Source organism: Haloplanus aerogenes, assembly GCF_003856835.1.
GTDB classification, from domain to species: domain Archaea; phylum Halobacteriota; class Halobacteria; order Halobacteriales; family Haloferacaceae; genus Haloplanus; species Haloplanus aerogenes.
This window is the reverse complement of sequence record NZ_CP034145.1, coordinates 3,156,313-3,168,874: the sequence shown is the minus strand read 5'-3', so window position 1 is coordinate 3,168,874 and position 12,562 is coordinate 3,156,313. Positions and strand designations below refer to the sequence as shown.

Sequence of the window (12,562 nt, the reverse complement as noted above, 5' to 3'; positions counted from 1 at the left end):
GTCCACTTCTATCCGGTCGGGCTGATGTCGATGTTCAGCCCCTTGCGGATGATCTGTGTGAACCCCATCGAGCAGAGGAAGTACCAGACAATCCACACCTGAATCGGGCCGAGCACCTGATCGGTCCACGCCTTCTCGCCCGCGAAGGGGAGAACGAGCGGTTCGAGATTGAAGATCGGCGTCGCGTTCGCTCCGATACCGACGCCCCAGTACATCCACAGGAAGACCGGAATCGTGAGGAACATGATCCACACCATCGGGCGGAACTGCTCTTTGAACATGCCCATCTGGTCGCCCATGGCCTCCATCTGCTCCTCCTGAATGCGGTCGAGGGCCTCGTCGTCGCCGCGCTCTTTCGCTTCCTTGCGTTTCTCCTGAATCTCCTGCATCTTCTCCTGATACTCGCCCATCATCTCCGTGTCCATCAGGTTCGCCTGCAGGAGCGTCGAGTACAGCCCGGTCACGACTGCGAGGATCATGACGACGGCGTAGAACGGGAGCGCCGAGTTCAGGGGGCCGAGGAACACGTTCATCGCGTTGCCGATGATGTTGCGCATCGGCGCCCACGAGTAGCCCGCAAAGAGGGCGATACTGACGACCGCCGCGCCCTTGTCCCACATCGACCACGAGGACTCGGTCTCGTCGCTGTCGGTCGACGATGACGAGGTAGCCGTCGCGGTCCCCGCGTCCGCTGTACCGTTTTCGAGGGCGTCGCGGGTCGCCTCGGCGTCCGCCAGTTCGAATCCGGCGTCGCCGTCGACCAGTACGCCCGTCTCGATGAGGCGGCCCCATTGTCCGCTCGATAAGTCGTCGCGGACGTCGACCCACTTGACCTCACCGTCCTCCGCGTGGTCCAGGACTGTCCGGACGACCGACTCCATCCCCGCGTCTTCGGAGACGAGGTCTCGCACCTTCTGCTCGATCCGTGCCATTGACGTGGAGTAACCCCCCAGCAGTTATGAAGCTTTTACTCTGTCGCCGCTTCGACTTCCCCGCGAATCGCCTCGAACACGTCGTCCGGCGTGCCCTCGCCGTCGACTTCGACGAGGGTCCCCTCGTCGCGGTAGTGTTCGACGACGGGTTCGGTGTTCTCCTCGTACACGCGGAGGCGTTCGCGGACGGTGTCCTCCGTGTCGTCGTCGCGCTGGATCAGGTCGCCGCCACACTCGTCGCAGACGCCCTCCTCTTCCGGCGGGCTGAACTCGACGTGGTAGTTGGCGCCACACTCGTCACAGACGCGGCGACCGGTGAGACGGTCGACGAGTTCCTCCTCGCTCACGTCGAGGAAGACGACGACGTCGAGGTCGGTGATCTCCGAGAGGTACTCGGCCTGATCGAGGTTGCGGGGGTAGCCGTCGAGAACGTAGCCGTCGGCCTCGGAGAGCGCCGTCTTGACGATTTCGTTGACGACTTCGTCGGGGACGAGTTCGCCGGCCTCCATGTACGCTCGCGGCGTGTCGTACTCGGTGTCCATGTGGCTGATGTCCATATCTTTGTTCGCGCGGAGCGCGTCACCCGTCGTGACGTGTTCGATGTCGAACGTCTCCGCGAGGCGCTTGCTCTGGGTTCCTTTGCCCGCTCCCGGTGCGCCGAGCAACAGCACATGAGGATCGCTCATACAGGAACCTCCCCCTCCGACTATAAATTAGTGAAGAAACCGCCGCGATATTGTCGGCATCCAAACCGCCGATACCGCCTATCTGTGGTCCGGTGCCGTGTTTCGATTATCGACTGACGCTCGGGAGATTCACGCCAACTCGTGAATGTTCTCGACGACGGCGTCGGCGTACTCGCTCGTGGCGAGTTTCGTGCCGCCCTCGATCTGTCGGTGGAGGTCGTAGGTGACCTTGCCCGACGAAATCGTCTCCTCGACGGCGTCGCGGACGAGGGTGGCGGCGTCCTCCCAGCCCAGCTGTTCGAGCATGATCCGACCCGAGAGGATCATCGCGGTCGGGTTGACTTTGTCCTCGCCGGCGTACTTCGGTGCGGACCCGTGGACGGGTTCGGCGAGACAGGCTCCTTCGCCGAGATTCGCGCCGGGCGCGATGCCGAGGCCGCCGATCTGGGCGCCCGCGGCGTCCGAGAGGTAGTCGCCGTTGAGGTTCGGCATCGCCAGCACGTCGTACTGCTCGGTCCGGGTGAGCAACTGCTGGAGCATGTTGTCCGCGATGCGGTCCTTGACGACCACCACGTCCTCGGGCGCCTCGCCGTCGTACTCGTCCCAGAGAACGTCCTCCGTGATGACTTCGTCGCCGTACTCCTCCTCGGCGAGTTCGTAGCCCCAGTCGCGGAAGGCCGCCTCGGTGAACTTCATGATGTTGCCCTTGTGGACGAGCGTCACCGAATCGCGGTCGTTGCGGAGGGCGTAGTCGATGGCCTGCCGGATCAGGCGCTTGCTCCCGAACTCCGAGATGGGCTTGATGCCGATGCCGACGGGGCCGTCGTGGATGATGCCGGTCTTGCCCATCTCGTCTTCGATGAACTCGCGGACGCGTTCGACCTCGTCGGTCCCCGCTTCCCACTCGATGCCCGCGTACACGTCCTCGGTGTTCTCCCGGAAGTTGACCATGTCCATCTTCTCGGGGTTGGTGACGGGCGAGGGGACGCCGTCGAGGTAGTAGGTCGGGCGCATGTTCGCGTAGAGGTCGAGTTTCTTCCGGAGGGCGACGTTCAGCGACCGGAAGCCGCTCCCGACTGGCGTCGTCAGCGGCCCCTTGATCGCGACGCGGTGTTCGCGAATCGCCTCGACGGTCTCCTCGGGCAGGTTCTCGTCGTAGCGTTCGCGCGCCGACTCGCCGGCGTAGAGGCGCATCCAGTGGATCGAGCGACCGGTCGCTTCCGCGGCGACCTCCAGCACTTGCTGGGCGGCCGGGCTCACGTCCTTCCCGATGCCGTCCCCGTAGATGATCGGGATGATCGGATTCGACGGTACGTCGAGTTCGCCGTCCTCGTCGACGGTGATACGTTCGCCGTCGGCGGGGACCTCGACCTTGTCGTAGCTCATATCGTCGGCGAATTCGCCGACCACCGTGAAAGACCTGCCGTTATCGCCGACAGGCCGCCACGACGCTTTTCCGCCGCCTTCCCCTCTGTCCGGTATGCGTGTCATCGTCCACGGCGGCGCCGGATCGGGCACCGGTGCCGGCCGTCCGACACCCGCGCGACAGGCCGTCCTCGACGCCGCGGCACGCGACGGCGCAGCGGCGGGGACGCCGCTCGATGCCGTCGAGTCCGCGCTTCGCCGTCTGGAGACCGACGAGCGCTTCAACGCCGGCCGTGGCGGCGCCGTCCAGTCCGATGGCGTCGTCCGCGTCGACGCCGGCTGTATGTCTCAGGATCGGACCGTCGGTGCCGTCGCCGCCGTCCCCGGCGTCGAACACGCCGTCAGCGCCGCGCGGGTCGTCGCCGAGGAGACGCCCCACGTCTGTGTCGCCGGCCGGGAAGCAGCGGCGCTCGCGGCCGACTTCGGCGTCGCGACTGGCGTCGACCTGACGACCGCCCGGACCCGCGAGCGGTTCGCGGACGCCGATCCACTCGTGGCGCGTGGCGCCACGCACTCGCCCCGAACCCACCTCGACTGGCTCCGCGACCGGTTCGGGCGCGATGGCGACCACGACCACGACACCGTCGGCGTCGTCGCGGGGGGAGAGGGGCGGTTCGTCGCCGCCACCTCGACCGCCGGCCGCTGGTTCGCCCTCGCCGGCCGCGTCGGCGACGTGCCACAGGTCGGCGCCGGCTTCTTCGCCACCTCCGCCGGCGGCGCCAGCGCCACCGGCGCGGGTGAGGACATCGCGCGCGTCACGCTCTCCCGGCGGGCAGTCGATCATCTCGACGACGGGGTGTCGGCCGACCGGGCCGCGACGCTCGCCATCGCGGAGTTCGAGGAGTTGACCGACTCGACCGCCGGCGTCGTCGTCTGTGGGCCGGACGGCGTCGGGTCGGCGACCAACGCATCGATGCAGGTGGCCGTGGCGGAGAACTAGTCGGCCGCGATCGTGCGCCGCGGCGTGACGAACTTCCGGGCGGGGCGTTCCTGTACCGTCCGGTCCGGGTTGACGCGCACGAAGCGGTCGTTCGTCCAGTCGTAGGCGGTGAGTTCACCGCCGTAGACACACCCGGTGTCGAGGCCGACGGCGTGTTCGCGGACGACGGGCGCCGAGAGCGGCGTGTGGCCGAAGAAGACGCGATGATCGCCCGCGTACTCGTCGTACCAGAACGGGGGTTCGTAGTCGCCGCCGTCGAGTTCGCGTACGTTCTCGAAGTCGTCGACGGTGTGCTGAATCAGGGACTTCCGCGGATCGACGCCGGCGTGGACCACCAGCGCGCCGTCCCAGTGGATCGCCACCGGGAGTTCGGCGATCCACGCGAGGTCGTCGTCGTCGAGCGAGTCCAGCGACTTCTCGCCGCGCAGGAGTTTCTCCTCGTTGTTGCCCCGAACCGACACGAAGTTGGGACGCGACCGGACGAGATCGATCACACCGGCGCTGTCGGGCCCTTTCCGCACGAGGTCGCCGACGAAGACGACGAGGTCGTCGTCGGCGGGGTCGAGGCGGTCGAGTAGTTGCTCTAGCTCCCGTAGACACCCGTGTACGTCGCCGACGACGTAGATGTTCGCCCACGCGTCGGCGTCGACGTGGTGATGCTCGTCGCCGAGCGCGAGATCGAGGCTGGCGTCGAGCGCGTCGGTCCGGATCATTGTCTGTCCGTGACTGGGTCGTCGCCCATAAAGCGCGCTAAGTGGCGTCCCTATGTCTATATAGCTCGTCCGAGTCGGTACGTAGTCGTCGCGGGTGGCCGGTTCGTGCCCGTGGATGCCGCAACCTCTTTCCCCGGCTCACGCCAAGGGCGTCCATGAGCGTAGGACCCCTCGACGAGGAGACTGTCGAGAAGTATCGCCAGGCCGGCGAGGCGTTGCGGACCGTCCTCGACGAGGCGGCCGAGATGATCGAACCCGGTGTGACCCAGCTAGAGGTGGCGGAACACGCCGAGTCGCGGATCGACGAACTCGCGGACGGCCCGGCCTTCCCCGTCAACATCAGCATCGACGAGGAGGCCAGCCACTCCACGCCCGCCCGCGACGACGACACCGAGTTCGGCGAGGAGATGGTCTGTCTCGACGTCGGTGTCCACGTCGACGGCTACATCGCCGACGCCGCGACGACGGTCGACCTCTCGGGCAACCCGGAGATGGTCGAAGCGGCCGAGGAGGCACTGGACGTGGCCATCGACGCCGTCGCACCCGGCGTCGACACCGGCTACATCGGTGGCGAGATCGAGGACGTGATCCGGGGATACGGCTACACGCCAGTCCTCAACCTCTCGGGCCACGGTGTCGAGCAGTGGGACGCCCACACGGGCCCCTCCATCCCCAACCGCGGCGTCGATCACGGGTCGGAACTGCAGGTCGGTGACGTGATCGCCATCGAACCGTTCGCCACCGACGGCCGCGGCAAGGTGAGCGAGGGGAGCAAAGAGGAGATTTTCGGGCTCGAACGCGAGCGCTCCGTCCGCAACCGGCAGGCCCGGCAGGTGCTCGAACAGGTCACCGAGGAGTACCGCACGCTCCCCTTCGCCGCCCGGTGGATCGACGTGCCCCGCGCCGAGATGGCGCTCCGACGGCTCAAACAACAGGACGTGATTCACGGCTACCCCGTGCTGAAAGAGGAGGAGGGGTGTCTGGTCAGTCAGGCCGAACACACCCTCATCGTCACCGAAGACGGGTGTGAAGTCACGACTGCGTAGTCTTCCGTCCGCCGTCGAGAGGGGAAGAGTGTCAATACCGTCGTCGGGGCTGACGCGACGCTAGGCGTCGTTCATCCGCTGGATCGACTCCGCTTCACAGACGTCACAGACTGCGACCCGGTAAGGCTCGCGCGAAAACGCCGCGTTCGCGGACGCGGGGTTCTCCGTTCGGATCTCTACCCGGACCGCGTGCCTGGTTTCCCGGCCACAGTCGGGACACAGTTCGAGGTTGGTGTCTGGGTTGGGTCGCTTCGCCTTCATCGATCTTCCATACCGACGCTGTTCGCATAAGCCCGGCAGTCGGTTAACCCGGATTAAACCCGGTTAATCCGGGCTCAGCCGGGTTCTCAGCCGTGAGAACCATTATCGTCTGACGCGCGTCAGCCGACAGTATAAACCGCTGGGCATCCCCCCGACGATATGGAGCAACTGTTCGCCCCGTGGCGGATCGAGTGGGTGACCCGCGACGACGCGGAGGACGACGTGGAGGGGTGTCCGTTCTGTGTCCTCCCCGACCGCGACGACGACCGGGCGAGTCGCATCGTCGCGCGGAGCGATCACGCGTTCGTCATCCTGAACAACTACCCGTACAACCCCGGTCACGCGATGGTCATCCCCTACGAACACGAAGGGGACTACCGCGCGCTCGACGACGACGTACTGCTGGATCACGCTCGCCTCAAGCAACGGGCGTTCGATGCCATGGATCGGGCCTTCCAGCCCGACGCCTACAACGCCGGTCTCAACCTCGGCGGCGGCGCTTCCGGTGGCTCCATCGACGACCACCTGCACACCCACGTCGTCCCCCGGTGGGAGGGAGACACCAACTTCATGCCCGTCGTCTCGGACACGAAAGTCATCGTCGAGGCCGTCGAGGACACCTACGACCGCCTCCACGACGCCTTCGCCGCCGATCCCGACGCGACCGTCCCCGACGACGACTGCGCCGTTCGACTCCAGTTTTAGACTGAGTCAAAAACTGGCTTCCACCTGCCTAATGACACCGCTTATGTGGGTTTAGGTGCTGTATAAGGATATGAGCGAGGACCGCGATTCGTTCCTGAAGGCGTCGTGGGTCAACGTCGCCTCGAACGTCCTCAAAATCGTCGTCGAGGGTGTTCTCGGCGTCACCTTCGGCAGCCTCGCGCTCATGGCCGACGCCGCCCACTCCGTCGCGGACCTCCTCGCCAGTGCCGTCGTCCTCGTCTGGGGTCGGTTCGTCTACGACGACCCCGACGCCTCCCACCCCCATGGCCACGACCGGTTCGAGCCCCTCGCCGCCCTCTTCGTCGGTGGCGTCCTCATCCTCCTCGGTCTGAAACTCCTCTACGACGCCGGACACGGTCTCCTCACCGGCCCGAGCGCTGAGTACAGCGTGATCCTCGTCGCCGGCCTCCTCGTCGCCCTCGTCGTCCGTTATGCCTGTTACTGGTACACCGTCCGCGTCAACCGCGAGGTGGGGTCGCCCAGCCTGCGCGCACTGGCCGCCGACAGCAAGAACGACATCTACACCACGCTCGCCGCCTTCGCCGGCGTCGTCGGCATGGCCTTCGGCTACCCCATCTTCGACCCGCTGGCCGGTGGCGTGGTGAGCCTCCTCGTCATCTACCAGGGCGTCGACATCTCGCGGGAGAACATCCGCTACCTCTCCGACGGCGCGCCGCCAGCCGACGAACGCGGGCGTATCGAGGCCGCCATCCGCTCGCACCCCGAGGTCCACGGCCTCCACGACTTCGTCGCCTACTACTCCGGGCACGTCATCGAGGTGGAGTTCCACGCCGAGGTGGACGGCGACCTCTCTCTGGCCGAGGCCCACGACCTCGAAACCGAACTCCGCCAGCGGGTGCGGGAGATCGAACCCGTCTCCGACGTGCACGTCCACCTCGACCCCGCCGGGCTGGGCGAGTGGAAAGACGCCACCGACCGGTCGTCGGCGTCGATGACGGCGCGCTAGTCGAGGATGTCGCGCATCCACGCGTACTGCTCGCGGAGCGTCCGCTTCCCGGCGTCGGTGAGGCGGTATCGGTCGTGGAGGCCGTCGGCCCACTGGTCGAGATATCCCGCGTCAGTCAGCGCGTCCAGTGCCCCGTAGAACGTCTTCGGCTCGATCCGGTCGTCGTACCGTGATTCGAGCGCTGCCTTGCACTCCTGAGCCGTCGGTTCGTCGGCGCCGGCGACGACGACGCAGATGTCACGCCGGAGTCCGCTTCGGAGCCACTTGCCGCTCATGTCGGTCGACCGAACGCGTACATCGTCTCGTGGCCCGTGATTTCGACCTCCAGCATGTCGCCCGGTTCGATCCCGTGGTCGTCGGCGTGCTGGACGATCACCTGCCGGTAGGCGCCGTCGCGGCACTTCACGGAGTCGCCGGTTCCCGGTCGCACCGCGAGCACCTCGCGGCGCGTGCCCACCATCGATTCGTGGACCTCGCCCACGACATCCCGCTTCAACTCGGACATCGCCTTCGAGCGCTCCTTCTTGATCGTTCCGCCGAGGCCTTTCATCTCCGCGGCGTCCGTCCCCGGCCGCTTCGAGAAGCGGGTGACGTTGATCTTCTCCGGGCGCACCCGGCGGAGGAGGTCCATGCTCCGTTCGTGGTCCGCGTCCGTCTCGGTGGGGAAGCCGACGATGAAGTCAGTCGAGAGCGTCCACTCATCGAGGCGGTCGTCGAACGTCTCCACGACCTCCAGAAACTCCTCGACCTGGTGCTGGCGGCGCATGTCGCCGAGTACGTCGTTCGACCCCGACTGCACCGGGGCGTGCAGGAAGTTGTAGAGCTTCTCGTTTTCCGCGAACACGTCCGCTAGCTCCTCGCGGATGCCGTGGACGCCCTTGGGATTCGCCATCCCCACGCGCACCCGGAAGTCGCCCTCGATGTCGCAGATGCGGTCGAGCAGGACGTGGAGCTTTCGTTCCCCCTCGTCCCAGCCGTAGACGCCGGTATCCTGTCCGGTGATGCGGATCTCCTTCGCGCCGGCGTGGACGAGCGCCCGCGCCTTCTCGACGTTCTCCTCGACCGGCGGGGAGTCGATTTTCCCCGTCGCGCGCTTCGTGATGCAGTACGAACAGTCGCTCATACAGCCGCGGGCGATGGGAAGGATGCCGATCACGCCGTCGAGGACGGGGTCGGTGTCGGGCGTCGTCGTCGGGCACTCGCCGTTCATCGCCGCCTCGGGCACCTCGTCCCAGTGGACGACCTGGGCGTCGATGCCCGCCTCGACGAACTCCTCGCCCTGCGCCAGCGCCATACAGCCCGTGACGACGAGGTCGCCCGTCTCCGCCTGCAACTCCTCGGCCCGGCGGAGCATGTTGCGCTCCGTCTTCTCGACGACGGTACAGGTGTTGAGGATGGCCACGTCGGCGTCCGCGGGCCCGTCGGCGGGGTGGTGGCCGCCGTCGCGGAGCCGTCGCTCGATGGTCCGGCTCTCGCCGCGGTTGGCCGTACACCCGTACGTCTCGATGTGATAGCGGGCCATTCGGTTACCGGCGGTAACGTGTGCGCGGAGAAAAGCGCGACGGTCCGGCAGCGGCGTCCGTCATCCCGGCCGGAGGACCCGCCACACGATTCCGGGGCGGAACAGCGAGGTAGGCGGTCGCTCCATCATCTGCACGCGGAAGAAGGCGTCGGCCAGAACGCCGTCGGTGTGCGCTCGGCGGAGCAGGCGCGCCAGATACCGGTTCAGGACGCCCACCCCCCGCGGTTTCGGTCCCTTGGTGTCCGGGAATCGATGGTCGGCGCCGACGGCCATGTTCCACGCGAGGTCGACAGTCTCCGCGGCTCGGTCGAAGAATCGCGCCGCGAGGTCCTCACGGCCCCCCGCCGAGAGCGCGTGATGGAGATGCAGCGCGTCGAGGGCGGCGACCGACATCCCCTGTGCGTAGATCGGGTTGAAACTGGCGAGGGCGTCACCGACGACGACCAGATTGTCGGGGAACCGCTCGAGCCGTTCGTAGCGATACCGCCGGTTGGACGCGAACCGATACCGGGAGACACTGCCGTCGGCCAGCGGGTGATCGTCGAGGATTCGGGCCGGTTCGGGAATCGGGAGGTTCGCCGCGAAGTCGACGACGCCCGACGCGTCGGCCGGCGAGGTGTCGCCGTGGACCCCGAAGACCGTCATCAACCACCGGTCGTCCTCGACGGGAAGCATCCCGATCCCGCGGGCCTCTGGCGGCGAGGGCGTCACGACGAACGCTCGGCGGTCGTCGGCCGGCCGCCGGACGAAGGCAGTGCTGTAGGTCAGGTCGACGGTCACCTCGTCGACGGCGGGCGGCGTGTAGCCGTGTGCGTCGAGCCACGTGGGCGTCCGACTCGTGCGCCCGGTGGCGTCGACGACCAGATCCGCAGCGAGTTCGTCACGGCCCGTCTCGTCGTGGATTGCGACGCCCGCCACGGTCGTCTCCGTCTCGTCGAGGAGGTAGTCGGTGACCCGACAGTTTGACCGGATGCGGACGCCGTCGAATGCGGCGACGTGGCGCCGGAGCGTTCGCTCGTAGAGCGGTCGCGTCGCACAGTACAGCGGGACGCGGCGTGGGCCGTCGGCCAGACGCCCCCCTTCGGCGTAGAAGCACACGTCCCGTGTCCCGTCGATGAGGGCCCCGCCGCTCGCGAGTACGTCGGCGCCGAAACCGGGACAGAGGTCGTCCAGCGTGACCTGCCCGGCCACGAGTAGCACGTGGATGTGACCGGACTGCGGGACGCCGCGCCGGGCGACCGGGTCGTCGGGCAGGGTATCCCGGTCGACGACCGTGACGGTATCGAACCCGTCTGCCAGGACGCACGCGGCCGACAGGCCGGCCACGCCCGCCCCCACCACCACTGCGTGCGCTCCCAACTGCGGCGTCCGACTGCCGGCGTATCGCGGGACGGTCGTCAGCGTCACGGCGCGCACGAACCTCCCCGTCGACTTCGGGCGGAGATACGTTAGTTGTTGGCATTGCACACGGCGTGTCGCGCCGTACCAACCGTAGCGTCTTTCTTCCCGCCACACGAACGACGGTGTCGATGCCCTCCAGACGCCGCGTGCTCGCGAGTCTCGGCCTCCTCGCCACGGGTGGCTGTCTCGGTCATGACAGCGACGCCGACCCCGCCGCGACCGACAGTCAGACAGACTGGCCGCTCCCCGACTGCGACGCCGGCGGCACGAGCTACGTCCCCGATTCCGTCGGCCCGCGCTCGGACGCCAGTGAACGCTGGCGCCGGACCGTCCCCCAGCCGACCGGCCGTCCCGTCGTCGCTGGCGACCGGGTCTACCTCCCGACGCTCGGTGGCCTCCGAACGTTCGCCCTCGACGGGTCGCCGGGCTGGACGCTCGCGCCCGCCGAGGATCGATCGACGACGTGGATGACCGGCCCCGCCGTCCACGACGGCACCGCCTACGTCGGCACCGACGACGACCGGAGCCTCCTCGCGCTCTCCACCGCGGACGGAAGCGAGCAGTGGCGGACTGCCGTGGGCGACGTGTCCGTCGCGCCCGTCCCCGACCACGACTGGGAGTCGGTGTTCGTCGGGACGCGTGACGGCACTGTCGCCCGCATCGACGCCGCGGACGGGACGGTGCGGTGGACCGCCTCGGTGTTCGGCGCGGTCACGTCGCTCGCGACGAGTCGGGACATCGCCTACGTCGGCACCGAGGCGGGCGAGGTGTACGCGCTTTTTGATGCGAAGGGACTGTGGCGCCGGAAACTCCCCGGGAGCGTCGTCGACGTGGCCCTCGGGAACGGCGGCCCCGTCTACGCGACGACGTTCGGCGGCGGCACGTTCGAACTCGCGGACGGCCTCCACGCGGGGCGGACGCGCTGGCACGTCGAATCCGGCCCCGCCAAGGACTCGCTCGTCCTCACCGACGACACCGTCTACGGCGCCGACGGCGGCGGCCTCGTGGCGATGAGTCGGCACGGCGAGGGTCGGCAGTGGTCGGTCGACGGGTCGTTCGCGGCGGGGATGGCCGGCGCCGGCGACACGCTCTACGTCGGCGGCGAGAACGGCGTGTCCGCCTACCGGATGGGCGGCGGCATCGGCCTCGGCGACGTGCGCTTCGACGCCCGGCGCTGGCACCTCGACGTGGGCGGGTCGGTCGTGCGCGGCCTCGCCGTCGCCGACGACGCCCTCTTCGTCCCCGTGAGCGGTACCTCGGCGTCGGAGGCGGCGTTCGTGGCGCTCAGTTGAACCCCTCGACCAGTTCGACGCCTGCCGACGCGCCGATGCGCGTCGCGCCGGCGTCCAGCATCGCTCTCGCCGCCTCGGCGGTGCCGATGCCTCCACTCGCTTTCACCGGCAGATACTCCGCGAGGAGCTCTACGTCCTCGACGGTCGCGGGGCCGGCAAAGCCCGTCCCCGTCTTCAGGTAGTCGGCGTCCGCTTCCACCGCCGCCTCCCCCGCACGGCGTTTCTCGTCCTCGGTCAGCAGGGGTGCCTCGACGATGACCTTCACCGGCACGGGCACCGCGGCGACGAGTTCGGCCAGTTCGTCGACCACCGCCCGATCCTCGCCGGCCTTCACCCGCCCGACGTTCAGCACCACGTCGAGTTCGTCGGCGCCGTCCTCCCACGCCTCGACCGCCTCCTCGCGTTTCACCTCGGGGTCGTGTTGCCCGTGCGGGAAGCCGACCACCGTCATCACCGTGACCGCGGGCGCCTCGTCGACCACTTCGGCCACGTAACACGGCGGAACACACGCGTTCAGACCGTAGTCGGCCGCCTCCCGGACGATCCGACTGGCGTCGGCCGGCGTCGTCTCCGGCCCGAGGACGGTGTGATCGATGCGCGCGGCGAAATCGGCTCGGTCCATGTCACCGCTTCACGTCGTCGGAGCGTAAG

Annotated in this window: 14 protein-coding genes; 5 read left to right on the top strand and 9 right to left on the bottom strand. The window is 67.9% G+C overall.

Going from position 1 to position 12,562, the window contains the following annotated elements:
* Window positions 1–8 precede the first annotated feature (8 nt).
* The 3 genes from DU502_RS16225 to icd all read right to left on the bottom strand — a co-directional run bounded on the left by DU502_RS16225 (window position 9) and on the right by icd (window position 3,004).
* Window positions 9–932 carry a DUF106 domain-containing protein gene (locus DU502_RS16225; RefSeq protein ID WP_121921983.1) on the bottom strand — a complete coding sequence of 308 codons (924 nt, stop codon included), beginning with the start codon at window positions 930–932 and terminating at the stop codon, window positions 9–11.
* 35 nt (window positions 933–967) lie between these two features.
* Window positions 968–1,618, bottom strand: coding sequence for an adenylate kinase (locus DU502_RS16220; protein WP_121921984.1), 651 nt, complete (start codon window positions 1,616–1,618; stop codon window positions 968–970).
* Window positions 1,619–1,747: 129 nt separating this feature from the next.
* The gene (gene icd / locus DU502_RS16215) at window positions 1,748–3,004 is read right to left on the bottom strand and encodes an isocitrate dehydrogenase (NADP(+)) (RefSeq protein ID WP_121922043.1); all 1,257 of its coding nucleotides are present in this window, start codon (window positions 3,002–3,004) and stop codon (window positions 1,748–1,750) included.
* A gap of 94 nt (window positions 3,005–3,098) precedes the next feature.
* Between icd and DU502_RS16210 the strand changes: the two genes are divergently transcribed.
* Window positions 3,099–3,983, top strand: coding sequence for an isoaspartyl peptidase/L-asparaginase (locus DU502_RS16210; RefSeq protein ID WP_121921985.1), 885 nt, complete (start codon window positions 3,099–3,101; stop codon window positions 3,981–3,983).
* Here DU502_RS16210 and DU502_RS16205 read toward each other — a convergent pair.
* Complete coding sequence (locus tag DU502_RS16205) at window positions 3,980–4,696, bottom strand: metallophosphoesterase family protein (RefSeq protein WP_121921986.1); 717 nt, start codon at window positions 4,694–4,696, stop codon at window positions 3,980–3,982. The genes DU502_RS16210 and DU502_RS16205 overlap by 4 nt on opposite strands.
* A 155-nt stretch (window positions 4,697–4,851) precedes the next feature.
* Here DU502_RS16205 and map point away from each other — a divergent pair, with 155 nt between their 5' ends.
* Window positions 4,852–5,742, top strand: coding sequence for a type II methionyl aminopeptidase (map, locus tag DU502_RS16200; RefSeq protein WP_121921987.1), 891 nt, complete (start codon window positions 4,852–4,854; stop codon window positions 5,740–5,742).
* A 60-nt stretch (window positions 5,743–5,802) separates the two neighbouring features.
* Here the strand turns inward: map and DU502_RS16195 are convergent, their stop codons facing one another.
* Window positions 5,803–6,003 (bottom strand): DUF7835 family putative zinc beta-ribbon protein, encoded by a 201-nt coding sequence (locus DU502_RS16195; protein ID WP_121921988.1) that lies wholly within the window; start codon window positions 6,001–6,003, stop codon window positions 5,803–5,805.
* A 159-nt stretch (window positions 6,004–6,162) separates the two neighbouring features.
* On the opposite strand from DU502_RS16195, the gene DU502_RS16190 reads away from it, so the two are divergent.
* Both DU502_RS16190 and DU502_RS16185 read left to right on the top strand, forming a co-directional pair.
* Window positions 6,163–6,708, top strand: a complete 546-nt coding sequence (locus DU502_RS16190; RefSeq protein WP_121921989.1) for an HIT family protein — start codon at window positions 6,163–6,165, stop codon at window positions 6,706–6,708.
* A gap of 70 nt (window positions 6,709–6,778) precedes the next feature.
* A complete protein-coding gene (locus DU502_RS16185; RefSeq protein ID WP_121921990.1) occupies window positions 6,779–7,696 on the top strand; it encodes a cation diffusion facilitator family transporter in 918 nt (305 codons plus the stop codon).
* Here the strand turns inward: DU502_RS16185 and DU502_RS16180 are convergent.
* The 3 genes from DU502_RS16180 to DU502_RS16170 are packed head-to-tail and all read right to left on the bottom strand — an operon-like array spanning window position 7,693 to window position 10,634.
* The gene (locus DU502_RS16180) at window positions 7,693–7,971 is read right to left on the bottom strand and encodes a PadR family transcriptional regulator (protein ID WP_121921991.1); all 279 of its coding nucleotides are present in this window, start codon (window positions 7,969–7,971) and stop codon (window positions 7,693–7,695) included. The two genes, DU502_RS16185 and DU502_RS16180, sit on opposite strands and share 4 nt — an antisense overlap.
* Entirely contained in the window at window positions 7,968–9,218 is a 1,251-nt protein-coding gene (locus DU502_RS16175) for a tRNA (N(6)-L-threonylcarbamoyladenosine(37)-C(2))-methylthiotransferase (RefSeq protein WP_121921992.1), read from the bottom strand. The genes DU502_RS16180 and DU502_RS16175 overlap by 4 nt, the downstream gene beginning before the upstream one ends.
* A 60-nt stretch (window positions 9,219–9,278) precedes the next feature.
* On the bottom strand, window positions 9,279–10,634 hold the full coding sequence (locus DU502_RS16170) for an NAD(P)/FAD-dependent oxidoreductase (RefSeq protein ID WP_199722783.1): 1,356 nt from the start codon (window positions 10,632–10,634) through the stop codon (window positions 9,279–9,281).
* 113 nt (window positions 10,635–10,747) lie between these two features.
* Between DU502_RS16170 and DU502_RS16165 the strand changes: the two genes are divergently transcribed.
* Window positions 10,748–11,911 carry an outer membrane protein assembly factor BamB family protein gene (locus DU502_RS16165; RefSeq protein ID WP_121921993.1) on the top strand — a complete coding sequence of 388 codons (1,164 nt, stop codon included), beginning with the start codon at window positions 10,748–10,750 and terminating at the stop codon, window positions 11,909–11,911.
* Here DU502_RS16165 and deoC read toward each other — a convergent pair.
* A complete protein-coding gene (gene deoC, locus DU502_RS16160; protein ID WP_121921994.1) occupies window positions 11,904–12,533 on the bottom strand; it encodes a deoxyribose-phosphate aldolase in 630 nt (209 codons plus the stop codon). The genes DU502_RS16165 and deoC overlap by 8 nt on opposite strands.
* Between the last annotated feature and the right edge of the window lie 29 nt (window positions 12,534–12,562).